This is a genomic window from Hyphomonas sp. CY54-11-8 (assembly GCF_000682735.1).
Lineage (GTDB): Bacteria > Pseudomonadota > Alphaproteobacteria > Caulobacterales > Hyphomonadaceae > Hyphomonas.
Map to the genome: position 1 here is coordinate 1 of NZ_AWFD01000006.1, position 23,628 is coordinate 23,628.

Sequence of the window (23,628 nt, forward strand, 5' to 3'; positions counted from 1 at the left end):
GGCGCGCCGGCCGTCTCCGCAACCGATTGCCCGCCTGCGAGGATGGCGCGGATCGTCTCCGGTGAGATCTGCCCGATGGGCATACCGACAATAGCGAGCGAAAAGATCGGTTTGGCCCCCATGGCGAACACATCAGAGAGCGCATTCGTGGCGGCGATACGCCCGAACGTGTGCGGGTCGTCCACGATGGGGGTGAAGAAGTCCGTCGTCGCGACGAGCGCTGTCGTCTCGTTGATCTTGTAGACGGCCGCATCATCGCTGGTGCCTGCGTCCACCAGCAAATCCTTCGAGCCGATGGCGAGCGGCATTTCGGAGAGGATGTCGGCCAGCACGTTGGGCGCGAGCTTGCAGCCGCACCCGCCGCCATGGGCGAGGGAGGTGAGGCGGGGCTCAACAAGTGTATCGGCCATTCTGTTTTCTCCTGCTTTCCTCGCACTCTAGCGCTCTGGTGCGCCGGGGAAAACCTGATAGGTCTGTGACCGATGCCCTATCTTGAAACCGTCTCCGATCTCAGCCCGGAAAACCTGGCCCGCTATGACGACATCGTGGATGTGCGTTCGCCGGCCGAATTCGCGGACGACCACATGCCAGGCGCGATCAGCCTGCCTGTGCTGTCGAATGACGAGCGGGCGAAGGTCGGCACGATCTACAAGCAGGAGAGCCCGTTCCGGGCGAACCGCGTGGGCGGCGCCATTGTGGCCCGAAATATCGCCCAGCATCTGGAAACGGCGCTGGTCGACAAGCCGAAAAGCTGGCGGCCGCTCATCTATTGCTGGCGCGGTGGCATGCGGTCGAACGCGATGGCGACGATCCTGTCTTCGGTCGGCTGGCCGACGGGCGTGGTGAAGGGCGGCTACCGCACCTGGCGCCGGGAAGTGGTCGAAGGGCTCGATTGCGACGAACCGCTCTTGCCGGTGCACCTCATCGACGGGCAGACCGGCACGGGAAAGACGGCGCTGCTTCATGCTCTGGCGGAGCAGGGCGGGCAGGTGCTGGACCTTGAAGGCATCGCCAATCATCGCGGCTCCGCCTTCGGCGATGTGGACGGGGCACAGCCTGCCCAACGCTTGTTTGAGACGGAGATCTGGGATGCACTCCGCCGGATGGACCTGACGAAACCGGTCTTTGTGGAAGCGGAGTCGGCCCTTGTCGGCCGCCGCCGCGTGCCAAGGCGCCTGTGGCGCTCCATGCTGGCCGCGCCGCGCATCGAGATGCATATGAGCCTCGACGTGCGGGCGGATTATCTTGTTCGAACGTATGCGGACATTATCGCGGAGTCACCGCGACTCTCAGCGGCCATCGGTAAACTGAAGGGCATCCAGTCCAAGGAAACCATTGAGGACTGGCTGGCGCTTGCAGCGCAGAAGAACTTCACCGAACTCGCACGCCAGCTGATGCAGCAGCATTACGACCCGCTCTACGCCCGCAGCCGCAAGCGGCGGGAGGACAAGCCGGAAACGGTGATCGAGATGGCGGGAACCGGCAAGGAAGATTTCAGCGCCGCCGCCACGCAATTGCTGGCGTGATTGAAAGATCCCGGGTCAGCCTGATTTCAACGCCGATACCTGGGCCGTGGCCCGGCGCAGGACAGTGAGGCCGCTGCCAAGGGCGATGACAAGCAGGGCGATCTGCAGGCTCTCGCCCTGCCAGTTCCAGAAAGGCTCAATCGCGGAGACGGCAAGGGCCGCACACAAAAGGGCCATGCGGTGCTGTTTGGCCATCGGTCCGCGATAGTCCGCAGGCGCGCCGACGGCCCGGCCGAGTTCGCGGACATAGGCGGTGGCGATGGCGAGCGCGGCGGCCGCCCAGCCGAGCGCGAGACTGCCAGCTGCGTATCCTGCTGCGACGAGGATGAGGGTGTCAGACACACGGTCCGGGAATTCGTTCCAGAACGGGCCGTCCTTTGCGGCCAGGCCACCTTCAATCGCCACCATCCCGTCAAAGAGATTGCACAGAAGGCGGCCCTGGCAGGCTACAATAGCGCCAATCAGCAATCCGGTCCGCAGACCGCCCAGCGTGTGGGCCGCGCCGTAAAGCAGGGCGGCGGCCAGCGCTGCGCAGACCATGCTGGCGACGGAAATCTGGTTTGGCGTCACGCCGGTGCGGGCCAGCCAGGCGGCGGTGCGCTTGGACCAGGCGGCGTCTCGTGAGGCGATTGGCCTGCGGGCGTCCGGTTCAGTCATGATTCCTGGGGCTCCTGGCGCCACAATCCGAACGTGTATAAGCACGCATAGGTGAATGCTACGCTAAATGGAACAGCGATCGTCGCAGCGATTTCGGGCGTTCCGGCCGCCACATGGCAGCCGATCAGCACGGACAAGGAAACGGCGCAGACGGTGAGCGGCGGAGCGATCAGCGCCAATATTCTGTTGTTATTGTGGAAAAAATAGGAAGACAGCGCTTCCAGGGACTTCTTCATGACCAGGGTGATGGTCGCGGAAAGGGTACCCTGAACCACGCCGGCGATCAGGGGATCCGGAAAGGCATAAGTGCGATTGGCGAATACGGCCCAACTTCCCATTGCAAGGAATGCGAAACCAACATGCACTAGCGTGTGGCTGAAAATGGATGGTCTGACGGACATGGTTGGCACTTGCCTTGCTAAGTAAGTTAGTGTTTACTCACACTTATATGCAAGAGATACGGTGATGTTGTCAACTCTGCCTTTGCCCCTGACCGTCGGATTTGCCGGCCTGCTTGTCCTGCTCGTACTGGGCAGTGTCGCGGCGATCGTGCTGCCTCGCATCAAGCCCGGTAAATGGGATGACCTGGTGCCCCGCATGCGCAGCTGGTGGGTCATCTGCCTGCTGGTCGGGGGGGCGCTTATCCTTGGCTGGCAGGTCTTCACCATCCTGTTTGCCTTCATCAGCTTCATTGCGTTGAAGGAGTTCATGACCCTCGCCCCGACGCGGCGGGAAGACCGGCTTGTCGTCCTGTTTGCCTATATTGCGCTGGTGGCGAGCTATTTCGCCGTCTGGATCAACAATTACGCCTATTTCCTCGTCACAATCCCGGTTTACGTCTTCCTGCTGACGGCTTTGCTGCTCACCTTGTCAGGCCGGACGGAAGGCTTCCTCGCGACGGCGGGGATCATGCAGTGGGCGATGGTGGTCTGTGTCTTCAATCTGGGACATGTCGCATTCCTGATGCGCGTTCCGGCAGAGGAAGTGCCGCAGGCCGGCCCGGCGGGCCTGGTCTTCCTGCTGATCCTGATCACGCAGCTCAACGATGTGACCCAGTATGTCTGGGGAAAACTGCTCGGCCGGCACAAGATCAGTCCACGCATCAGCCCCAACAAGACATGGGAAGGGGCGATCGGTGGCTTCCTGACAACGGCGCTCGTGTTCGTCTGCCTTGCGCCTTACTTCACACCGCTGACCCTGTGGCCCAGCATCTGGGTTGGCCTGACCCTGCCGGTGTTCGGCTTCTTCGGTGACATCACCATGTCGGCGATCAAGCGGGACCTGGGCGTCAAGGACACGAGCCGCCTGATCCCCGGCCATGGCGGCGCGCTGGACCGGCTGGACAGCCTGATGTTCACGGCGCCCTGGTATTTCCACATGCTCGCTTACTTTGCCCTGGAGCGCTTCTGATGATCCAGTTACTGCGCCGTCTCGTCCTTGTGCTGATTGCAAAGCCGTTTGCGCGGCTGGTCATTGGTCTTGATGTCCATGGTGAGGAGAACCTGCCGAAAAATGGTCCGGCCATCATTGCGGCCAATCACAACAGCCACATCGATACACTGATCCTGATCTGCCTGTTCCATTCCCGTCTGTTGCCGAAGATCCGGCCGGTGGCCGCGGCCGATCATTTCCTGTCCACACCGGTCTCGAGCTGGTTCTACAGGAAAGTCGTCGGCATTCTGCCGGTGAACCGCAAGGGCGGTGGGCGCGGTGAAGACGTGCTGGCCGGCTGCAAGGAGGCGCTCGCCCGGGGCGAGATCCTGATCATTTTCCCGGAAGGCTCCCGCGGCAAGGCAGAAGAGATGGGCGCGTTCAAGTCTGGCGTTGCGCGGCTTGCCGAGACCTTTCCGGAAGTGCCGGTCGTGCCGGTCTACATTCAGGGCGCAGGCAGGGTGCTGCCGCGCGGCGCGAAAGTCCTCGTGCCGTTCAATTGCAGTGCAATTGTCGGATCGGCCTTCAAATGGTCCGGCAACAAGGCGGGTTTCATGGACCAGCTGAGATCCACAGTGGAGACTTTGCGCTCCGACGCACCGCCGCTTCGCTGGCTCTAGCGGCCGCGGGCTTCTTCGGTACCGCGGCGGGCGAGTTCGTCAGCCTTTTCGTTGCCGGGGTCGCCGTCATGGCCCTTCACCCATTTCCAGGTAATATCGTGGCGCTGGCAGGCTTCGTCCATCGCCATCCAGAGGTCCTGGTTCTTGACCGGCTTCTTGGCAGCCGTCTTCCAACCATTGCGTTTCCAGCCATGGATCCATTTGGTCAGGCCGTCTTTCACATAGGTGGAATCGACGTGCAGCGTGATCTTTGACGGCTTCTTCAGCGCGTTCAGCGCCTCGATCACGGCCTGCATTTCCATCCGGTTATTGGTGGTGGCGCTGTCGCCGCCCCACAATTCTTTCTCATGGCCGTTCCAGCGCATCAGCGCGCCCCAGCCGCCGGGGCCGGGATTGCCGCTGCAGGCGCCATCGGTCCAGATTTCGATCATATCGGTCATGGCTTTTCAGGTGGTTGGCTTCGGGACAGGCGTCAAGCGTCAGAAGACGTCGATGTCCACATCGGCAAGCTGGTTGGCGGGTTTCACGATGGCGTAGAAAAGCAGGCCGCAGAGCGCGCCTGCTATGGCACCGATAAAGGCGCCGCCAAGGAGGGCGCCGGTGCCGCTGACAAAGCCCGCCAGGAAACCGAACAGGCTTGTCGTGCCGCCGACAAGAATCGCACCCCAGATACTGCCCCAGCGGACGTAAGGCTTGCGGTGCATAATGCCGCGATAGGGCAGGCGACCGATGGAGAGGCCGAGCGCCAGCCAGGCGGCTGGCACGTTGATAAAAAAGAGCAGGAAATTATAGCTCGCCAGCTGGAACGCGCCGCTCATCCCGCCGAGAAAGCCACCGCCGCTCAGCATGCTGTAATTGGTCGCCGCGCCGGTGATGCCCATAGCCAGCATCAGAATGCGTGTGCAGACGACGCCGATAAGGGTGACGAACAGGCAGGCCGCCATCGAAGACAGGAACAGGGCGAGCTTGATGCGCCTGAAGCTGCGCCGCGCAGCCGGTCCGGCATAGCTGGGAAGCTCGGCGGGTTCGGGCGCCGGTGTCATGGCGCCGGGATTCGGCCGGGTAGGCGGATCAGCCAGAACAGGCTCGCAGCGAGGAAGCCAGTCAGCGGCCCGGACATTAGAAGCGGGCCGACATCCAGCGCCCGCAACGGATCCTGCAAGCTGCCCGTGGCAAGGAGATAGATCAGCATGGTGATTGTTCCGACGCCGAGGCCGATCAAGGCGTAGGGCATCCAGTCCGTCCGGCCCTTGCGAATCAGCCAGGCATGCACTGGCAGGCCGCCAAGGATCATGGCAGGCCAGCCGAGGACAATGCCAAGCGCCCCACCAATGGCACCGAAGCCGAACAGGCTGGCCATGATTTCGGGAGCCGTGGCCGGGCGGTAAGTTGCGGAATTGATCTCGGTCTGGAACACGAGTTCAGGCACCATGATCATAGCGAGGAGCGCCGCGACGAGGCCTGCAGCGAGGATGGGGGCAAACAGGACGGCGAGGGTGAGCCTAAGCCACTGTTTCCAGTCTCGTGTCATGCACCATAGCCTTCCGCCGTTTCCACTTTGCGATGGAAGGCGAGGCGTCCGGCATATTCGAGGGGGTTTTTGGGCTTTACGAGGGCACCTTCCGGTGTCGACGACCAGTCGACGAGACGGGTGAGGAAGAAGCGCAGCGCCGCGCCGCGGGCTAGCACGGGCAGGGCATCGCGCTCCGAGGCCTCCAGCGGGCGCATGCTTTCATAGCCGGCGATCAGGGCCGCGCCCTTGGAGAAATTATAGTCGAGCGAGGCGCCGCCGCCATCTTCGAACGCCCAGGCATTGAGGCAGATGGCGAGGTCATAGGCGAGGGCATCGGTGCAGGCGAAGTAGAAGTCGATGGCGCCGGAAAACGTATCGCCGAGGAAGAAGGCATTGTCGGGGAAGAGATCCGCATGGATCGTGCCGCGTGGCAGGTCCAGCGAAGCGGGCTTCGCCGCGGCGGTGGCGGCAAGGTCGCCTGCGATGGCGTCCGCGAGACCGGGCTGCAATGCGTCGGCATCGGCTTCGCGTCCAGCCCAGAGCCGCGGCCAGGATGCCGGGCCAAGGCTGTTTGCGCGCTCCATGTCAAAGTCAGCGAGGGCGAGGTGCATGCGCGCCATGCCGGCGCCGAGTTCGCGGCACTGGGAGACGTTCGGTCTGCGGGGAGAGAGACCATCGATGAAGGTGACGACCAGCGCCGGGCGGCCTTCCAGTTCGCGCAGGGCCTTTCCGTCCCGCGCGGTGATGGGCGAGGGGCAGGGATAGCCCTTGGCGGCAAGGTGCTGTTTCAGAGCGACGAAATAAGGCAGCTCGTCCGCATTCACCCGCTTCTCGAACAGGGTGAGGATGTAGCGGCCTTTTTCGGTCTCAAGATAATAGTTGGAGTTCTCGACGCCCTCCGCGATCCCTTTGAAGGAAAGCGGGGCGCCGAGATCGTATTCGGTCAGGAAGGCGGCGAGCGCCTCGTCGGAAACCTGAGTGTAGACAGCCATACAGCCGGATTAAGCTGCCCGAGTGATCATGTCACGCTGGAGTGTCTTGCCGGCCCACAGATAATGCAGGGCCGCCCAGCCATACAGCGTAGCGAAGATGATGATCGACCATTGCAGGCCGCGGGCATTGGCGCTGTTGCAGGCCGCTGCCTGGGCGTCCGGCAGGCCGGTGACGTCCTTGCAGATTTCCAGCGTCAGGCCGAGATCGTGCCCGCCCAGCATCATCGTCTTCAGGACAGTCGACAGGATTCCGATCAGGGTCGGGCCGAGGCCGATGCCGATCAGGTTCACGGCAAACAGGGTGAGGGCGACGGCCGTGGCCCGGGTGCGGGCGTCAGCCACGCCGGTGGACACCGCATACATCGGGCCGAGATAGAAATAGTGCAGCGTTGCAGCCGCCATCAGCGGCGGCAGCATCAGCGGCACGGTCGGGGCAAGGTAGCCCAGCCAGTAAAGCGGGACGGACAAGCCCATGCCGAGCGCCGGCATCCAGGACAGGGCCTTCGGATGGCGCACCGACATCTTGTCGGCCAGGAAACCGGACAGGAAGACGCCGATGGCCGCCATCAGACCGATGACGAGGCTGAAGATCAGCGCTGCTTCCGTCAGGCTGAGGCCGTGCGTACGGCGCAGGAAGGAGGTCGAGAACTGTGCGATGCCATAGCCGGCGAAGGAGGCAATGGCCGCGCCGGCGACGACATGTACATAGGTCGGCTTCTTCATCAGCGTCTTGAAGGCAGATACGAAGCTTGAGCGCTCTGTCGGCATGCCGGAAGCGTTGGGCGGGTCTGTATAGCCGCGCGGCGGCTCCTTGATGGTGAAGCCGATGATCGCGGCGATCAGCACGCCCGGCAAGCCGACGGCGACAAAGGCGATGCGCCAGCCTTCCATGCTTTGCCAGTCGATGGCATCACGCGCCCAGGTCCAGCCCCAGCCATCCAGCAGATTGTGGACATTGTGGCCGGTGACATAGTCGTTGATCGGACCACCGGCGAGGCCGGCGACCATGCCGCCCAGCGGCACGCCGAGGGCGTAGATGGAAGCCGCGGTCGCCCGGCTGGAGGGCTTGAAATAGTCGGCAATGACGGACTGGGCCGGCGGGGTGCAGCCCGCTTCGCCGACGCCCACCATGAGGCGGAACATGAACAGCGACATGAAGCCCATGGCAAAGCCGCACAGCACGGTCATCAGGCTCCACAGGGTGAGTGCCACCACGATGATGCCGATGCGGCTGCGCCGTTCGGCAAGGCGCGCAATTGGAATGCCGAGCGTGGTGTAGAAGATCGCAAAGGCGAGGCCGCCCAACACGCCCATGTGCCAGTCTTCCAGCTGCAGCGAAGTCTTCATCGGCTCGGTCAGGATCGCGAAGATCGACCGGTCAATGAAATTGAAGATGTAGACAACGAGCAGAGCGCTGAGGACATAGGCACGGTATCCGGAGGATCCGTATCCCGTTTCGTGTCCCGGTCGGGTCAAGGCGGCGTCAGTCATGGGCGTCTCCTGTTATTGGGCCGGGTTCGAAATCATCCTTGTCCGGAAGGTGCGGCCGGATCGTAGCGGTCCCGCATGAAGGTGCGAGCAGCAAGGAAATAGAATGCGGCTGCGATGATGAAGATCATGACCGTGGCGACCATGGAATGGCGCAGGCCTTCGGCATAGGCCGAGCAGAGGGCCGGGCCGTCCGCGCCGAGCTGGTCGACATTCACGCCGCAGAATTTTGGCTCGAAGGTGGCGAACTGGTCCGAAAGGCCCTGGGCCGCCAGGCTCGAAGACATGAAATGCGTGCTCATCCAGCCGGTGAACATGGGGCCGATGCCGTTGCCGATCAGGGCCACGATGAACAGCAGCACCGAAATGGTGGTTGCGCGGGCGCGCGGGCTGACGATGCCAGTGCCCACCGTGTACTGGGCGCCGAGATAGGCATAGTGCGTGACGGCCGCGATGACCCAGAAGAAGATCGCCAGGGTCAGCGACGAGGTCAGGAACGCGAAGGAATAGGCCGGCACAGCGATCAGCAGGCCGACACCGGGCAGCCATGCCGAAACGGCCGGGAATCGGTGTGACAGTTTTTCGGACAGGTAACCGCCAAGGAATGTCCCGCCTGCGGCAACTGCGGACAGCGGCGCGCCGAACTTCACGGCGGCATCATGCAGGCTGACCCCGTGCACGCGCATCAGGAACGGCGTCTGGAAAGCAAACAGGCCATAGCCGACAAAGGCCACAAAGGCGGCGCCGAGCGATAGCGTCCAGAAGGTCGGCTTGCGCCCGAATTCCTTGAAGGCCTCCAGAATGCCGGCCTTCTCAATATGGAGTGACGGCGCGTCTGAGTGTCCGCGCGGCGGCTCCCTCATCGTGAACCAGATCAGCGCTGCGATGAGGACGCCGGGCGTGCCGATGACGACAAAGGCAATGCGCCAGCCTTCAACCGTTTCCCAGTTCAGGTGGTCGAACATGAAGCCGAGGCCGAGGGAATGCAGCCAGTCGCCCATGTCGGGGCCCTTGATGGAGGCGATCGTGCCGCCGAACAGCTGCGCCAGGACGCCGCCGATGGTGACGCCCATTGAATAGATGCCGAGCGCGTTGGCGCGGCTCTTCGGCGGGTAGTAATCTGTGATCAGCGAGTTGGCAGGCGGCGTACAGCCGGCTTCACCGATAGCCACGCCAACGCGGAAGAGGAGCAGCCAGATAAAGCCCGCGGCCAGGCCACAAAGCGCCGTCATGATCGACCAGATGATGATGCAGAGACCGATGATGAACACGCGGTTGCCGCGGTCGGCCCACATGGCGATCGGAATGCCCATCAGGGCATAGAAGAGGGCAAAGGGCGGGCCGTTCAGCAGGCCCCATTGCGCGTCGCTGAGGCCGAAGGAATCCATGATCGGCTGGCCGACCACGCCGATCAGCGACCGGTCGATGAAGTTCAGCGTGTAAACCAGCATGAGCGACATCAGGACGTACGTCCTGTAGCCACGAGAGCCAAAACCGGTGATGTGGCCAGGCTGTGCTGCCTGGCCGGCTGTCGTATCGCTCATGTAGTCTCCTCCGATGCAGCGTTGCCCTTCTGATCGGAGCATTTGCTGGCGATGTCACCACGGTAGTGCCCCGCGCGCCCGCTGCAAGCCTTATCGTAAGGGAACTGTCATATCAGCCCGGCCGAGCGGAAGCTGGTCACACAGCCCATTCCGGCGGTCAGATGATCATGAACCTCAATCTCGAAGGGAATGCGCGCGTCGATGATTTCGCGTGTCATGTCGATGTCGGCGCGGGAGAACGTCGTGTCACCCGAAGGGTGGTTGTGCACCAGGATCAGACTGGACGCCGCCAGCTCCAGCGCGCGCCGGGCGATCTCGCGCTGATAGACCGGCGCATGGTCGATGTGTGCCCTGGCTCATCACCTCATCGGCAATCAGCTGATTTTTTCCATCGAGGAAAAGCACGCGGAACTGTTCGCGCGTTTCGTGCGGCATCTCGCGGCGGACATGTTCCAGCAGGGCAGACCAGGACGAGATCACCTCGCGCCTGCGGATTTCCTGAAGACTGGCGCGGCTCTGCAGTTCGGCAACGGCTTTCAGATAGGCGGCAACGGTCTCACCGCTCCCATCTACCTTGACGAGATCGGCAGCTGGCGCAGCAAGGACACCGGAGAGACTGCCAAATTTCGCTTCCGGCGCCTTGGCGATGGCTTCACGTCCCGCCGGGGGAGGAAGGCTATCAGCAGGACTTCGAGAATCTCTTATTCGTCAAGCGCCGCGGCCCCGCGCGCCAGCAGTTTGCCGCGCCGGCGCTCGCAATGGACCTGCTGGTGAGGTTTGTCTGTTCCGGTTTTCATCCTTAGCGGAGAAACCACGAAAATTCGTTTCGACAAAGTGGGTTTGGCGCGCTTGCCGGAGCCGGAATCCTGTGGAAGCGTCAAGCGCATGGCCCGCCAAGAGGCCTGTAGAAAAGAGAAAAAGGGGACACCAGCATGAAACTGACAAATGCAATCCTGCCAGCACTGGCCTTTGGTCTCGCCGCCTGTGCACACGGCACCCACCCGCACACGCATGCGGATGATGATGCCATGACCATAACGGACCATGCCGACCATCCCGACAAGCTGGTCCGGGCCGCCACCGGCGAAATGGTCGACAATCCGTTCCATCCGATCCGGCTCCTGCTGTCGAACGAGGAATCGTCTGGCGAGGTGACGATCTACGAATTCCTGCTGCCGCCGAAGAGCCCGGGCTCGCCGCCGCACACCCATAGCTTGGAAGACGAGTATTTCTACGTCCTCTCCGGCACGCTCGACGTGCTGTCGAATGGTGAGACGCTGCGCCTCAATCCGGGGGACTTCGCCGCCCTGAACCGGGGGCATGCCCACATGTTCTGGAATGGCAGCGATACGCCGACCGAACTGATCATGACCACGACCGGCAGCTCGTTCGAAGCGTTCATGAAGACCGCCGCACCGCGCATCGCTGAAGCGAAGCCAGCCAATGCGGAAGAGGCCGGCGCCGTCATCGGCCAGCTCGCCGCAGAGCACGGCATCATCATATCAATGGAACAGATGCCCGCCGAGGCCGCGCCGTACTATGCGCCGCCGCCTCCGCCGGAACAGGAATAGGGGCCTAGAGCACCACCTTGTGCGGCTGGTGCCAGCCTTTCGGGCTTGCCGTGAAGATCTCCACGCCGTCTTCGGTGACACCGACCGAATGCTCGTATTGGGCCGAGAGCTGGCGGTCGCGCGTCACGGCCGTCCAGCCGTCCGGCAGGATGGCCGCGTCCTTGCGGCCGAGGTTCAGCATCGGCTCGATCGTGAAGAACATGCCAGGCTTCAGTTCCGGGCCGGTATTGTAGTCGGCGGAGTGGATCACGTTCGGCTCGTCATGGAAGAGACGGCCAAGGCCGTGGCCGCAGAAATCCTCGACCACGGACATGCGGTTCTTGCGGGCGATCTCGCTGATCGCGCCGCCGATGTCGCCGAAGCGGTTGCCCGGCTTCACCTGGGCGATGCCGGCCATCATGGCTTCATAGGTGACGTCCATCAGGCGCTCGGCCTTCCGCTTCACTTCGCCGACGCCGTACATGCGGGAATGGTCGCCGTGCCAGCCATCGATGATGAGGGTCACGTCGATATTGGCGATGTCGCCTTCCTTCAGCGGCTTCGGCCCTGGAATGCCGTGGCAGATGACGTGGTTCAGCGAGATGCAGGAGGCGTGGCGGTAGCCGCGATAACCGATCGTCGCGGAGGTCGCGCCATGGTCCAGCACGAAGTCGCGGATCAGGTTGTCGAGGTGCTCGGTCGTCACGCCCGGCTTCACCTCCGGCACCAGCATGTCGAGGCATTCCGCGACGAGGCGCCCGGCCTTGCGCATGCCTGCGAAGCCTTCAGCATCATGGATGCGGATTTCGCCCGTGCGCATGGGCAGGAGGAGGTTTGTATCGGTCATCAGGAAACTTTCTGCTTAAGCGCTGCAATGTGGCAGCAAACAGGGGAAATTTCCACCCTTGCTCAGCTGTCGAGCTTCATCTCGAGCGTGATGTCGATGGCGCCAAGCGCAACGGAGACGGGGCATCCGGCCTTGGCCTTGCCAGCGATCGCGTCGAACACGTCGGATTCAATGCCCGGGACCTTCGCCTCAAGCCCAAGCTCGCTGCGCGTAATCTGGAAGCCGCCGCCATCCTTGGGCTCGACCGAGACGGTGGCCTCGGTAAGCAACCGTTCCGCCGGATGACCCGCCTCGGCCAGCAGGTGGGAGAGCTGCATGGTGAAACAGCCGGCATGTGCGGCGGCCAGCAATTCCTCCGGATTGGTGCCGGACTTGCCGCTTTTATCCTCGAACCGCGCCTTGAAGGAATAGGGGTGGTCGGCAAGGGCGCCGCTCTGCGTGCCGAGCGTGCCGGTGCCTTCGCGCAGGTTGCCTTTCCAGACGGCGGTGGCGGTGCGTTTCATGGGGATCTCCTTTCGTTGCAGGACCTGGGGAAACAATGCGTGACATGCCGCAACGTTCCGGCTTGGCGCGCGGCGTCCGATTTCTGTAGGGTGCCCGCAACCAAGGAAAAAAGTCTCCGATGAGGGGCTGGGAGGAGCATCCGGTGAACTGGCGTCCAAGTGTCTTTCTGTCGTCTTTGGCCATTTTGAGCCTGACGGCCTGTCCCACCGCCGGGGCGGAGGAACCGGACGCCATCACGTTTGGCCAGCTGGAGGCAACGGAATCTCCAGCCGGATTTTCCGCCAGCGGACTGGCCGCGCTGGATGGCGCCATGCGTCAGGCGGTTGATGACGGGATGGTGCGGGGCGTTTCCACCCTGCTGGTGAAGGATGGACAGGTCATCAATTACGACCAGTACGGCATCCGGCGGGCCGCCGACGAGGCGCCTATTACCGAGGACACGATCTTCCGGATCTATTCCATGTCGAAGCCGGTCACCGGCGTGGCGCTGATGACGCTCTATGATGACGGCGCGTTCAGCCTGGATGATCCGATCACGAAATTCATTCCCGAACTGGCCGGCCTGAAAGTGTTCGAAGGTTTCGATGAGGCCGGGGAGCCTATCCTCGTCAATGCCGACCGGCCGGCAACGATGCGTGAACTGATGAGCCACACGGCGGGGTTCGCCTATGGCCTGTTCAGCGACGACCCGGTCAACAACATGTTCGCGGAGGCGGACGTGCTGGGGTCGCCGGATCTTGAGACCTACATCTCGCGGCTCGCCACCGTGCCGCTGCTCTACCAGCCAGGCACCAACTGGGCCTACAGCACGGCCGTCGATGTGCAGGGCTATATCGTCCAGAAGCTGAGCGGGAAGCCGCTGGGCCAATACCTTCAGGATGAAGTCTTTGCGCCGCTCGGCATGGTGGATACCGGCTTCTATGTGCCGGAGGAGAAACGCGACCGCTTCTCCGAAGTCTTCACGCCGGATGATGAGACCGGCAAGCTGGTGCCGCTGGAGGCGCCGGGCTTCGCATTCCGGGAAGGCGAGATCGGCATGGAAAAAGGCGGGCATGGCCTCGTCTCGACCATGGGTGACTATGCCCGTTTCTGCCAGATGCTGGTCAATGACGGCGAGTTGAACGGCGCCCGTATCCTGAAGCCGGAGACGGTGAAGCTGATGCGCACCGATGTCCTGCCGGATGGTGTGAGCCTGTTTTCCGATGGCGTCAGCCCCAATCCGGATATGGCCGGGATTGGATTCGGGCTGGACTTTGCCGTCTTTGTCGACCCGTCGCTGACCGGGGCCAGCCAGCCGCAGGGCGTCTATTACTGGGGCGGCGCGGCCGGGACGTGGTTCTGGATCGATCCGGAAAACGACCTCTTTTTTATCGGCATGATCCAGCGGTTTCCGGGCGGTCTCGACCGGTCCATGCGGGCGCAATCGGCGGATCTCGTTTATCGCGCGCTTGCAGAGTGACGCTGCTTGGGAGATGGAATGGCATGACTGAGCATAGTTCACCCACCGCCGCCGTCCTCCTGATCGGAGATGAAATCCTGTCCGGGCGTACCCGCGACATCAATCTCCAGCAGATCGCGACCTATCTGGCCCCGCTCGGCATCCCGGTGCGGGAAAGCCGCACGGTGGGCGATACCGAAGAGGAAATCGTTGCGGCGGTGAACGAGCTGCGGGTGAAATACACCTATGTCTTCACCACAGGTGGGATCGGCCCGACGCATGATGACATCACGGCGGACGCCATCGCCAAGGCTTTCGGGGTCGGCATTTCGGAGCATCCGGAAGTCACCGCCATGCTGGCCGAACGCTACAAGGCCATGGGCACCGAATACACGCCGGCCCGTCGGCGCATGGCGCGCATCCCGCACGGGGCGTCGGTCGTTGCCAATCCGGTGTCCGGCGCGCCAGGCTTCCAGACGGGCAATGTGTTCACGCTGGCCGGCGTCCCGCAAGTGGCCCGCGCCATGCTGGAAGACATCGGCCCTCGTCTCGAAACCGGCGCCGTCGTTCACAAGATCACGATCCGCGGCACGGGCCTCAGGGAAGGGGACATTGCCGAGCCGCTGGGCGCGCTGGCCAAGGAAATGCCGCAGGTCTCCTTCGGCTCCTATCCCTGGTTCCGGACCGTTGGCGACAATGGGGTCCACCTCGTTGCCTCCACCCTCCATGAAGAGCTGATTGAAGAGGTCGCCGCGAAACTGTCGGCGATCATCGAACAAGCGGGCGTAAGACCCGAACGGCTGGAGGATGCCAATACATGACACAATTCCTGAAGAGAACGCCGGTCATCTGGACGCTGTTCGTCCTGATGATCGTGATCGGTGCCGGATTCGGTGTGTTCAAGGAGGCGGTCGGTGGCACCTATCTCGACATGTCGTCTTCCGCCGTGCAGGCGCGCGAGATCGTGGCGGGCATGACCGCAGAACAGCGCGATGTGCATTTCTGGGTGACCGTGTTGCTGGATACGGCTTACCCGCTGGCCTATGGCGGCTTCCTTGCCGGAATGGCGCTGCGTTTCTTCGGCAGCCTCGGTACCGCCGCCGCCATGCCGGCCTTTGCGACCATCATTGTGGACCTGACCGAAAACACGGTGCAGGCGCTGGCCCTGAAAGGCTCTGCCGACGTGCTGGATGCCAAGGAGTGGCTGACGCCGCTGAAGTTCGGTCTATTCTTCCTGGCTGCGGCGATAGCGCTCGTTGCCCTGATCATCGCCATCGTGAACCTGTTTCGCCGGAAGCAGGCCTGAATATTCCCAGACTGACGAACAAAGGAGGCCATCTTGGCTGACGACATCATTCTTGTTGAGCGCGACGGACCGGTTGCGCTCGTGACCCTCAACCGGCCGGACGCGTTGAATGCGCTCAGCCGCGCGCTGCGCGCCGAAATCGTGCGCGTGTTCACCGAGCTGAAGGACGATTCGGAGATCCGCGCTGTCGTGCTGACCGGTGCTGGCCGGGCCTTCACCGCGGGCGTCGACCTGAAAGAGGCTGGCCAGACCGGCTTCGCCCTTGGCGCGGATGAAGACTCCAAGGCGATCAATATCCTCGCTGCTATGGAAGCCTATCCGTGGCCAATCATTGGCGCGATCAACGGCTTTGCCATCACCGGCGGATTTGAACTCGCCTTGATGTGTGACGTGCTGCTCGCCTCCGAGAATGCGAAATTCGCTGACACGCATGCCCGCGTCGGCATCGTGCCGGGCTGGGGCCTGTCGCAGAAACTCTCGCGCCTCATCGGCATCAGCCGCGCCAAGGAACTCTCCTTCACCGGCAATTTCATCGATGCGGAAATGTCGGAACGCTGGGGCCTCGTCAACCGCGTCTACAAGGCAGACGAACTCGTGCCGGCGGCGATGAAGCTCGCCCATGAAATGTGTGGCACGCAGCCTGTGCTGCTGAAGAAATACAAAGCGCTGATCGATGACGGCTTCGGCATGCCGTTCGCTGATGCGATGAAGGAAGAAGTGCGCCGCTCGATCGAGCACGCAAATTCCGTCACCGCCGATTCCGTTGAAGAAGCCCGTAAACAGGTCACCGCCCGTGGCCGCGACCAGCAAGGATAGTTCCGATGAGAGACGTTGTAATCTGTGAGCCCGTACGTACCGCGGTCGGCGGCTTTGGCGGCAGCTTCAAGACCGTGCATGCCCATGAGATGGCGAGCCATGTCATCAGCGAGCTGATGAAGCGCACCGGCCTGCCGGCAGAGGCGGTCGAAGACTGCATTTTTGCGCAATGCTACCCGACCATGGAGGCCCCGGCCTTCGGGCGCATGGTGGCGCTGGACGCTGGTCTCACCACGACGACTGGCGGCTACCAGATCGACCGTCGCTGCGGATCAGGCCTGCAGGCGGTGATCAATGCGATCATGCAGGTCGGGTCCGGCGCAAACGACCTCGTCATCGCGGGCGGGGCAGAGAGCATGTCGAATGCGCCCTTCTTCTCCATTGATATGCGCTGGGACATCAAGGGCGACGGCCTGATGCTGCATGACGGCCTTTCCCGCGGGCGTTACACTGCGGGCGGCAAGTACCACCCGGTGCCGGGCGGCATGATCGAGACGGCAGAGAACCTGCGCCGTGACTACCAGATCACCCGCGAAGCACAGGACGAGTTCGCCTACAACTCGCACCAGAAAGCCGCCGCCGCTCAGGCCGCTGGAAAGTTCGATGACGAGATCATTCCGTTCACGGTGAAAGGTCGCAAGTCCGATACGGTGGTGGACAAGGACGAGCATATCCGCGCCGATTCCACGCTGGAAAAACTTTCCTCTCTCCGCGCCATTCGCGGCAAGGCAGATCCGGACGCTACGGTCACGGCAGGTAACGCTTCCGGCCAGAACGATGGCGCGGCGGCCTGTATCGTCTGCACGCGCGAAGCGGCCGACAAGTATGGCCTGAAGCCGCTCGGCCGGATGCTGTCCTGGCAGGTAGCCGGTGTCGGTCCGGAAGTCATGGGCATTGGCCCGGTTCCGTCTTCGGAGAAAGCCATGGCGCGCGCCGGGCTGGAACTGAAGGACATCGACCTGTTCGAACTGAATGAAGCCTTCGCATCGCAGGTGCTCGCCTGCACCAAGGCGCTGAACTTCAGTGACGACGACATGACCCGCCTGAACGTCAACGGCTCCGGTATCTCGCTGGGCCACCCGGTTGGCTGTACGGGCGTGCGCATCCTGACCACGTTGCTGCGTGAGATGGACCGCCGCGAAGCCCGCTATGGTGTCGAGACCATGTGTATCGGCGGCGGGCAGGGACTGGCTGCTGTCTTCGAGCGCGTCGTCTAGAAAATATCCTCAAGGCGTTCGTGGCGCGTGTTCAGCGCCACGATCAGCGCCAGGATGAAGACAATGCCGGCCAGCAGGCTGGCAAGGCCGCTGGCGGTGTAAGCAAAGCCGGCGGCCGTCATGTCTCCCGTGCCGGACAGGTACCGGTTGCGCTCCAGCGTGCCGACCGTCTGGCCGACATAGGCGGCGCTTGCCAGGAAGAAATGGCTGTAGCCGATAATCGCCACGGACAGCGAAGGCCGCGTGCGCAGGATCAGCAGGTAGACCAGCGCCATGCCGATCGTGCTGACGGTTGTGATGAGGACGGTGGACGCCGCGCTGATCAGCATTGTGCCCATGGCGTCTCCGCCCGCCATGCGTGCCACGAACAGCTGTGCGGCTGCGCCCAATGCTGCGAGCAGGAACCACAGGAAGGGCAGGGCTTTGAGCATCGTCTCCTCCGGACGGCAGGGTGCGGCGTTCTTCGCGCAGCATCGCCCGGCAAGGTCCGCCAAGTCTACCCCGGCGGGAAGGATTCCTTGACGGTGCGATGAAGCGGCCGGATTGACCTGTGGAAGCTGAATTTTTCGGGGATTATCCGGGCTTTGTCATTCTGAGACATGCTCAAAGTTCATGATGACACATGGTGTTGTCGCGGATCGGGCGTGTATGCCAGAAAGGCAACCACAAGGGTTCGCGCGCTTGGTGGAATGGTAGACACAGGGGACTTAAAATCTGTCGGCAAGTCCTTTTTTGGTCATGGGTGCGGTGTTAAAAAATTGAATGAAAGCAGCGTAATAGGAGAATAAGTCGGCGCCCAAATAGTCCCTGATGATTGACCCTGGGTGTCAAATGGGGGTCAACAGAAATAGAAGAGCGTGCAAATGCGGACGTGGTGGAATCGGTAGACACAACAGACTTAAGCCATGTCATTGAGTGCCCCGGTGGAAACGCCGGGAGTAGAACTGCTCAAATTCGGGGAAAGCTAATGGTCGCCTGCGGCCGATGCCAATCCCGAGCCAAGCCGGTCGAACGGCCGGAAGGTGTAGAGACTAGACGGGCAGCATCTAAGGTCGCTTCGCGACTAGGATGAAGGGATAGTCCAGACCACAAACGGCGCACGACGCGCCGGCGGTGAAAACCGTAGTCGGTAAGAAAATCTGTCGGGGGTATCCCCGTGCGGGTTCGAGTCCCGCCGTCCGCACCAGCTATTTTCAGTCGCCAGGATAGGTAGAAAGCGATCAGCAGCCACTTGTGACTATGTCGGTGCATGCCCGAATAAAAAAGGCGGTTGACTAAGCAATGGCTGAGTTCGGACAAAAACAGAGCAGCTATGCGCAGCACGTGTGATGCCATTGTAGAGCAGTCGAGCTTTTTGCTCATCACTTCCGGAAACACCGGGTGGCCAGAGTAAAACAACGTGATCGAATTGTCGGTTCTTTGCCTGATGAATTGACATCACAGGAATACCATTCATGCGACTGAAACCGTAGGCACGGTGATGCGCAGCCTTCCGTTCGATCAGATCCGTTGCTTCCGATGCCGTCCATTGTGACTTTCCCTGGGTTTGGGCTGACCGACGGATGGCCGAAATTACTGACGTCATCCAGCAGGGCTCTTCGTCAATTGACGAAAGCAGGTCCAGGAATTCTGTATGTTCAAGGAGTTCCCGTCCCTCGACAGCTTCCAAGATCTTCGCCTTTTCTTCGCGATGAGAATCTTCGTGAACGAGCCGTAAAGGTCTAATAGTCCCGTACCCCTGAGATTGCATGCCTTGTGCGGCTCTCGCTATGATTTCATCCGCCCAGGAACGGCCTGACGGCGCATAAATAAGGGCTCGAGTGCCGCGCGATCGAGACAGCGAAGCTACAACGGCAAACGGCATGACGTTCTTGAATTTATATTCAATACGAAGCCCCGTCCCGGGTGCGGGGTTTTGCAGAGAGCGAAGCGCGACACCAGCCTCCAGCAATCCTCTTTGGCCAGTGCGTCGAACAAACGTCAATTCCTCGATATTGCCAGCCCGAAACCATTCGAGAAATGGAGCTGTGTCGAGCCGCTCATCAAGGCACTGAAACTCGTCAGCAGCCACAAAGAGCGTCACATGCGGTGTCAAAGCCTTCAATATTCGCAGGCGCTCAGGTTTCAGTTCCTGAGCTTCATCGACCACAATTACGGGAAAGCTCTGCGCGACCCATTTGGCAATCAGTGGCTGTTCCAGAAGTTGTCCGCAAGCGTTGCAAGTTTGGTCAAAGTCTTCTGCCTGCAATTGTTTGGTGCTTGCCATGGAACGCCATCGTTGAAAAATTGAATGAGCGAAGCTGTCGATGGTCATGCATTGCACTCTGCCACGCAGTTGAGCGGTATCACGAAAGCGGCTGTCGAGGCGCTTTCGTGATCCATGCATAAAGGTAAGTGCAAGTACGCGTTGGTGTGATCCGAGCGGATGCCGATTGAGATGCTCGCCGGCCTCTTCTATGAGCCGGTATGTTTTTCCTGTGCCCGCAGGGCCTTCAAACCCCCGGAACGTCATCGTTAAATGTCCAGATTGTTGTGTGTCCGTTCGGTCGTGTCGAGGGAACGGCAATCTCTGGCGCCACGGGTCTTCCCATCGCAATCGATGCCAAGACTGTAAGCACGTGAGTGACGCGCGTGCAGCATCGCGGCTTCTGGGAAATGGCGTCCGCGATGATCCCATGTAGCACTTCATCACCTTTATTCGCTTGCTGAGATAGGAATGCTGCCAATTCTCCGGCGCTTTGTGGCACGCCAAAAGGCTGGAGTTCTGGATCCTGCAGGACTGTTTCATCGGCAGCGACAATCCAGCCCACGACGTGTTCCATGGTCCATTCATCAGGCCACGAAATAACTCTAGTTGGCGGTTCTCGCTTATTTGAAAGCGACGTCGCATAGGTCTTGCCCTGCGTGTCGCCGTCGACAAGGCATGTCAGCATCGGATGGACACTTTGCAGGTCATCAAAGACGTCAGCAATGCGAGCATCTTTCGTTGGAATAACACCAATCTCGTGCGTGAAACTGGCCGGACCATTATTGGCGGCGGAAATGTCTGCGATCCTCCCAAAAAGCCGAAGCCAGGCGGCATCCGTTTTGCCCTCTGGGATAAGCACTGCTGGATTCATGATTGCTGTGACGGTGGCATCTCTATCCGAGAGGAAGAGTCCCCTTTGAGGACTTGTTGCGTTCAGAGGCATCGGGCCTGGTAATAACGGGCGTGCAGTTAGTTCTCCGCTGTTGTTGACCAGAAGCACAAGTTGATGCGGGCTTGGAACGGCGGCGACTGTGGGTGAATGGGTTGTGACGATGGTCTGTGAGGCATGCTTTTGCATGAGATGTAGCAGGCGACGCTGCTGAGGCGGCGGGATGTGAAGCTCAGGTTCTTCAATACACATCAGGAAGTTTTCGTCATTGGCTGTCCGAAGAGCCCCAAAGCGCATCAGTAAGATCAACGTCTGGAGCGATATCAATCCGCTGCCATGGCGGCGGGATGGTAGAGGGATTTGCTCACCTTCAGCGAAATGAGGAATCACAGATTCGAGAACGCTATCGCTATCTGTTGCCGTCAAACGAAGCTTGAGTTCTGTCTTTCGGCCAAACAGGCTGAGGATGTCTTTATTTACGGCCTCAACGAGGGCTTTCATCTTTTCATCGTCTTCGAGCGGGGATGCTGGATTTCGAAGGCGATCGCGTTCTTCCAGGACGGCTTCGGCCGGTTTTCCGCCTACGTAAGTTACCGCGCGCCTGAAGAGTTCGGAACCGAAGGAGATCATCCGATCCCATGTTCGGCTTGCAGGAACCAGAAAGAAGCCGAGGTCTTTGACGAGGCTGAGCGGGATTTGAGTTACGCTGGCATCATCAGCAAACGGGTCTGTTGCGGCCTCATCATCCACGAAGTAGCGTATACTTTCGACGTCCAGGCTCGCATGGTCGAATCGGGCTTCGAATGCGACCTGACAAACCAGAAGATCGCCTTCTCCCTGCTGCTGCGCGTATATTTTCGAGTCTGCCGGGTTCAGCCACTTGGGCACGGCGCGGCCATGCCGAAACCAATCAGGATGGCGCTCAGGATCATTGGGAGAAAATCCTGAGATCGTCGCAACAAGCTTGATCCGGTCCGGTGCCTTTGGATTTGAGCCATGAAAATCATGTTCCGTCAGGGATCGGACGAGGCGATCACGTCCAAAGAGGAGTGCCAGCGCTTCGATTACTGTCGTTTTGCCGGAATTGTTGGGGCCAATTAAAACCGTGAAGTCACCCAGAGTGACTTTGCCTCGGCGTATTCCTCTGAACCCTTCAATTTCGATGGCGTGAATGCGCATAGCCTACATTCTCTCAATTCAACAACTTGGCGGAACGCTTGCACAAGGCGTCGCCGATTTGTTCAGCCAGGTGCTGCGGGAAATCCTCCGGCATGATGGCGACGGCCCGTTCGAGGGCGCTTTCAGCCGTCTTGCTGAGGTCCGCAAAGAGGTCTTTGACCTGATCCTGCGCCATCCCGGCCGCCTTTGAATCCTCCAGGAAGTGGTAGGGCAGAACGCTTTCGACAGGATAATATCTGTTGTCTCCTACGGCCATGGCGAGACGGAATTCCTTCCGCCTGAGTTCCTTCGCTTCATAGTTCGGCTGGAGGGACACGATATCGTAGAGCGGCGTCATCCTGTAACGCCCGCCGGGTGTCAGAAAGAGGCTGAAATTCTTGGCGTGGCCATCGGTTGCGCCGATAAGCCAGAACACGATCTGGGCCTTTAGAAATGCGAGCCTGTCTTCTTCAGCATAGTCGCTGCCGGCGAGCAGGCCGAGGCACTCGCGAATGCCTGGTCCACCTTCATTATTGTATTTGCGGGTCGGCGGCACCGAGAGCGCCTGACAGAAATCTTCCTGCGGTATACGGAGCAATCGGCCATCGCCGGCTCTTAAGCGGTCAAAACGCTCTACGGCGAGGATGCGAATGCCATCGGCATCCACGATCTGGCTCTGCGCGACGTCGAGTCCGAGTTCCCGGCACAGGGTCAGACAAAAATGTTCGTTCTCGACACTGAACGTCATGTCCAGTCCGTTCGGAAGCTTGCCGAGTTCTGGCTTCAGAATATGGGTCGTGGGCGTTGTGCCTTTTGGAAGGCACCAGCCCTCTTGCCAGAGGAGGGCGGTCTTTTCCTGGGCGCCCGCGATGGAGATGCGCAGTTCCCGTTCGCCGGTCGGCCTCACACCGAGCGGCGCTGTGGCGAGATTGCGAATGATTTCGGCGATGTCTGCATCGCTCAGTTGCAGATACTCCGGCGGGCCGGGCGGTGTGATCTCATCGCCCTCTGATACGAATTGCAGAGCGCCAACGCAGTCGCGGCCGATCTGGTCGAGGAGGCTGAAAGCATCTGTGCCGTCTGCGCCGACCCTTTCTGCCACCTTACGTCTGATCTGATCATTGTCCGGGAGAAGATTGTCGAAGAAGGCTGAAACTTCGGCCCCGGTATAACGCTCTTCCCGCAAAGGAAGCGAAAGCGAGACGGGAATTGCCCGTCCCGTATCTGCAAGCCACTCCTTTGCATAGGCAAAGGAAATCGCGCCGTTCGCAGCCCGGTCAAGCATACCGACGAGGCGCCCGTTGAGGGCAACGATGAGTGTTGCGCTACGCCGCGACCGCGCCATCAGAACAGGTCCTCGATGTCGCTATGAGAGCCTTTCGTGCGCGGCTGGACAACGATTTCGAGATCCAGTGCCCGCAAGAGGTCCATGACCGTGGCGAGCTTGACGGTTTCCAGTCCATTCTCGATCTGTGAAACGGTTCCCTGCCTCATGCCGGCCCGGCTGGCGAGATCAGCCTGTGTCAGGGCTTTTGCACGGCGAACGCGCCGCAAGGCGACGCCGAGCTGTTTTGGTGATCTGACAAGGTCTGACATGGGCCTGTTCCTGTTGGGTCGAAGCTCATATACGCCGTGGCGCATAATTTGTCAATATACGCTGTGCCGTATAATTCGATTTTATCGCCTGCGGCGTATAGGAATGTTATCTGGAAATGCCTGCCTCTGGGGGGGGGGGGCAAGGCGAGGTGCATTTCCCGGCGCCCGCTACTCTTCAGAAGTGTGCGCTGTTCGCCGCTGGTGAAATTTTGGTTCCTTCACTTTTGCCCAAGGCGATGATCTCAATTTCAACTCCCTGGCTTCGACGATTCGCGTCTCTCATAGGCT

27 protein-coding genes and 1 pseudogene are annotated in these 23,628 nt (G+C 61.0%); 10 read left to right on the plus strand and 18 right to left on the minus strand.

Going from position 1 to position 23,628, the window contains the following annotated elements; all coding sequences use genetic code 11:
• Positions 1 to 410: selenide, water dikinase SelD (gene selD / locus HY17_RS06370; protein WP_034764755.1), on the minus strand; the 410-nt coding region annotated here is incomplete at its 3' end.
• A gap of 72 nt (positions 411 to 482) precedes the next feature.
• On the opposite strand from selD, the gene mnmH reads away from it, so the two are divergent.
• Positions 483 to 1,526 carry a tRNA 2-selenouridine(34) synthase MnmH gene (gene mnmH / locus HY17_RS06375; RefSeq protein ID WP_034764524.1) on the plus strand — a complete coding sequence of 348 codons (1,044 nt, stop codon included), beginning with the start codon at positions 483 to 485 and terminating at the stop codon, positions 1,524 to 1,526.
• Positions 1,527 to 1,541: 15 nt separating this feature from the next.
• Here the strand turns inward: mnmH and HY17_RS06380 are convergent, their stop codons facing one another.
• Both HY17_RS06380 and HY17_RS06385 read right to left on the minus strand, forming a co-directional pair.
• A complete protein-coding gene (locus HY17_RS06380; RefSeq protein WP_034764527.1) occupies positions 1,542 to 2,183 on the minus strand; it encodes a CDP-alcohol phosphatidyltransferase family protein in 642 nt (213 codons plus the stop codon).
• Positions 2,180 to 2,584 (minus strand): hypothetical protein, encoded by a 405-nt coding sequence (locus HY17_RS06385; RefSeq protein ID WP_034764530.1) that lies wholly within the window; start codon positions 2,582 to 2,584, stop codon positions 2,180 to 2,182. Before HY17_RS06385 ends, HY17_RS06380 begins: the two co-directional genes overlap by 4 nt.
• Before the next feature lie 64 nt (positions 2,585 to 2,648).
• Between HY17_RS06385 and HY17_RS06390 the strand changes: the two genes are divergently transcribed.
• Positions 2,649 to 3,593, plus strand: coding sequence for a phosphatidate cytidylyltransferase (locus HY17_RS06390; RefSeq protein ID WP_034764533.1), 945 nt, complete (start codon positions 2,649 to 2,651; stop codon positions 3,591 to 3,593).
• On the plus strand, positions 3,593 to 4,234 hold the full coding sequence (locus tag HY17_RS06395) for a lysophospholipid acyltransferase family protein (RefSeq protein WP_034764536.1): 642 nt from the start codon (positions 3,593 to 3,595) through the stop codon (positions 4,232 to 4,234). The genes HY17_RS06390 and HY17_RS06395 overlap by 1 nt, the downstream gene beginning before the upstream one ends.
• On the opposite strand, the gene rnhA is transcribed toward HY17_RS06395, so the two are convergent.
• From rnhA to HY17_RS20500, 8 genes and pseudogenes are all read right to left on the minus strand, one after another.
• Positions 4,231 to 4,674 carry a ribonuclease HI gene (gene rnhA, locus HY17_RS06400; RefSeq protein WP_034764539.1) on the minus strand — a complete coding sequence of 148 codons (444 nt, stop codon included), beginning with the start codon at positions 4,672 to 4,674 and terminating at the stop codon, positions 4,231 to 4,233. The genes HY17_RS06395 and rnhA overlap by 4 nt on opposite strands.
• A 39-nt stretch (positions 4,675 to 4,713) precedes the next feature.
• Positions 4,714 to 5,277, minus strand: coding sequence for a hypothetical protein (locus HY17_RS06405; protein WP_034764543.1), 564 nt, complete (start codon positions 5,275 to 5,277; stop codon positions 4,714 to 4,716).
• Positions 5,274 to 5,765, minus strand: coding sequence for a hypothetical protein (locus HY17_RS06410; protein WP_034764545.1), 492 nt, complete (start codon positions 5,763 to 5,765; stop codon positions 5,274 to 5,276). Before HY17_RS06410 ends, HY17_RS06405 begins: the two co-directional genes overlap by 4 nt.
• Positions 5,762 to 6,739 (minus strand): homoserine kinase, encoded by a 978-nt coding sequence (thrB, locus tag HY17_RS06415; protein ID WP_034764548.1) that lies wholly within the window; start codon positions 6,737 to 6,739, stop codon positions 5,762 to 5,764. Before thrB ends, HY17_RS06410 begins: the two co-directional genes overlap by 4 nt.
• 9 nt (positions 6,740 to 6,748) lie before the next feature.
• Positions 6,749 to 8,230, minus strand: coding sequence for an MFS transporter (locus HY17_RS06420; RefSeq protein ID WP_034764550.1), 1,482 nt, complete (start codon positions 8,228 to 8,230; stop codon positions 6,749 to 6,751).
• Between the two features lie 32 nt (positions 8,231 to 8,262).
• Positions 8,263 to 9,771 carry an MFS transporter gene (locus HY17_RS06425; RefSeq protein ID WP_051599770.1) on the minus strand — a complete coding sequence of 503 codons (1,509 nt, stop codon included), beginning with the start codon at positions 9,769 to 9,771 and terminating at the stop codon, positions 8,263 to 8,265.
• A gap of 107 nt (positions 9,772 to 9,878) precedes the next feature.
• A pseudogene (locus tag HY17_RS20495) lies at positions 9,879 to 10,100 on the minus strand (JAB domain-containing protein); the annotation flags it as partial.
• Positions 10,018 to 10,206, minus strand: coding sequence for a JAB domain-containing protein (locus tag HY17_RS20500; RefSeq protein ID WP_233348687.1), 189 nt, complete (start codon positions 10,204 to 10,206; stop codon positions 10,018 to 10,020). The gene HY17_RS20500 and the pseudogene HY17_RS20495, both read right to left, overlap by 83 nt.
• Here HY17_RS20500 and HY17_RS20505 point away from each other — a divergent pair.
• Together HY17_RS20505 and HY17_RS19265 are read left to right on the plus strand one after the other, a co-directional pair.
• Entirely contained in the window at positions 10,114 to 10,545 is a 432-nt protein-coding gene (locus tag HY17_RS20505; protein ID WP_233348689.1) for a hypothetical protein, read from the plus strand. The genes HY17_RS20500 and HY17_RS20505 overlap by 93 nt on opposite strands.
• A 158-nt stretch (positions 10,546 to 10,703) precedes the next feature.
• On the plus strand, positions 10,704 to 11,342 hold the full coding sequence (locus HY17_RS19265) for a cupin domain-containing protein (protein ID WP_051599771.1): 639 nt from the start codon (positions 10,704 to 10,706) through the stop codon (positions 11,340 to 11,342).
• A gap of 4 nt (positions 11,343 to 11,346) precedes the next feature.
• On the opposite strand, the gene map is transcribed toward HY17_RS19265, so the two are convergent.
• Together map and HY17_RS06445 are read right to left on the minus strand one after the other, a co-directional pair.
• Positions 11,347 to 12,168, minus strand: coding sequence for a type I methionyl aminopeptidase (gene map / locus HY17_RS06440; protein WP_034764553.1), 822 nt, complete (start codon positions 12,166 to 12,168; stop codon positions 11,347 to 11,349).
• 62 nt (positions 12,169 to 12,230) lie between these two features.
• On the minus strand, positions 12,231 to 12,671 hold the full coding sequence (locus HY17_RS06445; protein WP_034764556.1) for an OsmC family protein: 441 nt from the start codon (positions 12,669 to 12,671) through the stop codon (positions 12,231 to 12,233).
• A 119-nt stretch (positions 12,672 to 12,790) separates the two neighbouring features.
• Here HY17_RS06445 and HY17_RS06450 point away from each other — a divergent pair, with 119 nt between their 5' ends.
• From HY17_RS06450 to HY17_RS06470, 5 genes are read left to right on the plus strand one after another with little or no spacing between them, the layout of a single operon-like run.
• A complete protein-coding gene (locus HY17_RS06450) occupies positions 12,791 to 14,131 on the plus strand; it encodes a serine hydrolase (protein WP_081813019.1) in 1,341 nt (446 codons plus the stop codon).
• Positions 14,132 to 14,154: 23 nt separating this feature from the next.
• The gene (locus HY17_RS06455) at positions 14,155 to 14,931 is read left to right on the plus strand and encodes a molybdopterin-binding protein (protein WP_034764559.1); all 777 of its coding nucleotides are present in this window, start codon (positions 14,155 to 14,157) and stop codon (positions 14,929 to 14,931) included.
• Positions 14,928 to 15,416 (plus strand): hypothetical protein, encoded by a 489-nt coding sequence (locus HY17_RS06460; RefSeq protein WP_034764563.1) that lies wholly within the window; start codon positions 14,928 to 14,930, stop codon positions 15,414 to 15,416. The genes HY17_RS06455 and HY17_RS06460 overlap by 4 nt, the downstream gene beginning before the upstream one ends.
• Positions 15,417 to 15,449: 33 nt before the next feature.
• A complete protein-coding gene (locus tag HY17_RS06465) occupies positions 15,450 to 16,232 on the plus strand; it encodes an enoyl-CoA hydratase (RefSeq protein WP_139068875.1) in 783 nt (260 codons plus the stop codon).
• Between the two features lie 5 nt (positions 16,233 to 16,237).
• On the plus strand, positions 16,238 to 17,449 hold the full coding sequence (locus HY17_RS06470) for an acetyl-CoA C-acetyltransferase (RefSeq protein ID WP_034764566.1): 1,212 nt from the start codon (positions 16,238 to 16,240) through the stop codon (positions 17,447 to 17,449).
• On the opposite strand, the gene HY17_RS06475 is transcribed toward HY17_RS06470, so the two are convergent.
• The 5 genes from HY17_RS06475 to HY17_RS06495 all read right to left on the minus strand — a co-directional run bounded on the left by HY17_RS06475 (position 17,446) and on the right by HY17_RS06495 (position 23,340).
• Positions 17,446 to 17,880 carry a hypothetical protein gene (locus HY17_RS06475; protein WP_034764569.1) on the minus strand — a complete coding sequence of 145 codons (435 nt, stop codon included), beginning with the start codon at positions 17,878 to 17,880 and terminating at the stop codon, positions 17,446 to 17,448. The genes HY17_RS06470 and HY17_RS06475 overlap by 4 nt on opposite strands.
• Positions 17,881 to 18,686: 806 nt before the next feature.
• Positions 18,687 to 19,961 (minus strand): UvrD-helicase domain-containing protein, encoded by a 1,275-nt coding sequence (locus tag HY17_RS19875; RefSeq protein WP_081813020.1) that lies wholly within the window; start codon positions 19,959 to 19,961, stop codon positions 18,687 to 18,689.
• Positions 19,942 to 21,765, minus strand: a complete 1,824-nt coding sequence (locus HY17_RS06485) for an ATP-dependent endonuclease (protein ID WP_034764576.1) — start codon at positions 21,763 to 21,765, stop codon at positions 19,942 to 19,944. The genes HY17_RS19875 and HY17_RS06485 overlap by 20 nt, the downstream gene beginning before the upstream one ends.
• A gap of 13 nt (positions 21,766 to 21,778) precedes the next feature.
• A complete protein-coding gene (locus tag HY17_RS06490) occupies positions 21,779 to 23,089 on the minus strand; it encodes a type II toxin-antitoxin system HipA family toxin (RefSeq protein ID WP_034764578.1) in 1,311 nt (436 codons plus the stop codon).
• On the minus strand, positions 23,089 to 23,340 hold the full coding sequence (locus HY17_RS06495; RefSeq protein WP_034764580.1) for a helix-turn-helix domain-containing protein: 252 nt from the start codon (positions 23,338 to 23,340) through the stop codon (positions 23,089 to 23,091). Before HY17_RS06495 ends, HY17_RS06490 begins: the two co-directional genes overlap by 1 nt.
• Positions 23,341 to 23,628 lie beyond the last annotated feature (288 nt).

Excerpts from the sequence above, each read along its gene's own strand:
- HY17_RS06495 (WP_034764580.1), bottom strand. The coding sequence starts at position 23,340 with ATGTCAGACCTTGTCAGATCACCAAAACAGCTCGGCGTCGCCTTGCGG.
- mnmH (WP_034764524.1), top strand. The coding sequence starts at position 483 with ATGCCCTATCTTGAAACCGTCTCCGATCTCAGCCCGGAAAACCTGGCC.
- HY17_RS06445 (WP_034764556.1), bottom strand. The coding sequence starts at position 12,671 with ATGAAACGCACCGCCACCGCCGTCTGGAAAGGCAACCTGCGCGAAGGC.
- HY17_RS06490 (WP_034764578.1), bottom strand. The coding sequence starts at position 23,089 with ATGGCGCGGTCGCGGCGTAGCGCAACACTCATCGTTGCCCTCAACGGG.
- HY17_RS06380 (WP_034764527.1), bottom strand. The coding sequence starts at position 2,183 with ATGACTGAACCGGACGCCCGCAGGCCAATCGCCTCACGAGACGCCGCC.
- HY17_RS06450 (WP_081813019.1), top strand. The coding sequence starts at position 12,791 with ATGAGGGGCTGGGAGGAGCATCCGGTGAACTGGCGTCCAAGTGTCTTT.
- HY17_RS06410 (WP_034764545.1), bottom strand. The coding sequence starts at position 5,765 with ATGACACGAGACTGGAAACAGTGGCTTAGGCTCACCCTCGCCGTCCTG.
- HY17_RS20500 (WP_233348687.1), bottom strand. The coding sequence starts at position 10,206 with ATGCCGCACGAAACGCGCGAACAGTTCCGCGTGCTTTTCCTCGATGGA.
- HY17_RS06470 (WP_034764566.1), top strand. The coding sequence starts at position 16,238 with ATGAGAGACGTTGTAATCTGTGAGCCCGTACGTACCGCGGTCGGCGGC.
- HY17_RS06385 (WP_034764530.1), bottom strand. The coding sequence starts at position 2,584 with ATGTCCGTCAGACCATCCATTTTCAGCCACACGCTAGTGCATGTTGGT.
- HY17_RS06405 (WP_034764543.1), bottom strand. The coding sequence starts at position 5,277 with ATGACACCGGCGCCCGAACCCGCCGAGCTTCCCAGCTATGCCGGACCG.
- rnhA (WP_034764539.1), bottom strand. The coding sequence starts at position 4,674 with ATGACCGATATGATCGAAATCTGGACCGATGGCGCCTGCAGCGGCAAT.
- HY17_RS19265 (WP_051599771.1), top strand. The coding sequence starts at position 10,704 with ATGAAACTGACAAATGCAATCCTGCCAGCACTGGCCTTTGGTCTCGCC.
- HY17_RS20505 (WP_233348689.1), top strand. The coding sequence starts at position 10,114 with ATGTGTGCCCTGGCTCATCACCTCATCGGCAATCAGCTGATTTTTTCC.
- HY17_RS19875 (WP_081813020.1), bottom strand. The coding sequence starts at position 19,961 with ATGACGTTCCGGGGGTTTGAAGGCCCTGCGGGCACAGGAAAAACATAC.
- HY17_RS06420 (WP_034764550.1), bottom strand. The coding sequence starts at position 8,230 with ATGACTGACGCCGCCTTGACCCGACCGGGACACGAAACGGGATACGGA.
- HY17_RS06425 (WP_051599770.1), bottom strand. The coding sequence starts at position 9,771 with ATGAGCGATACGACAGCCGGCCAGGCAGCACAGCCTGGCCACATCACC.
- HY17_RS06390 (WP_034764533.1), top strand. The coding sequence starts at position 2,649 with ATGTTGTCAACTCTGCCTTTGCCCCTGACCGTCGGATTTGCCGGCCTG.
- HY17_RS06460 (WP_034764563.1), top strand. The coding sequence starts at position 14,928 with ATGACACAATTCCTGAAGAGAACGCCGGTCATCTGGACGCTGTTCGTC.
- HY17_RS06485 (WP_034764576.1), bottom strand. The coding sequence starts at position 21,765 with ATGCGCATTCACGCCATCGAAATTGAAGGGTTCAGAGGAATACGCCGA.
- thrB (WP_034764548.1), bottom strand. The coding sequence starts at position 6,739 with ATGGCTGTCTACACTCAGGTTTCCGACGAGGCGCTCGCCGCCTTCCTG.
- HY17_RS06475 (WP_034764569.1), bottom strand. The coding sequence starts at position 17,880 with ATGCTCAAAGCCCTGCCCTTCCTGTGGTTCCTGCTCGCAGCATTGGGC.
- HY17_RS06455 (WP_034764559.1), top strand. The coding sequence starts at position 14,155 with ATGACTGAGCATAGTTCACCCACCGCCGCCGTCCTCCTGATCGGAGAT.
- map (WP_034764553.1), bottom strand. The coding sequence starts at position 12,168 with ATGACCGATACAAACCTCCTCCTGCCCATGCGCACGGGCGAAATCCGC.
- HY17_RS06395 (WP_034764536.1), top strand. The coding sequence starts at position 3,593 with ATGATCCAGTTACTGCGCCGTCTCGTCCTTGTGCTGATTGCAAAGCCG.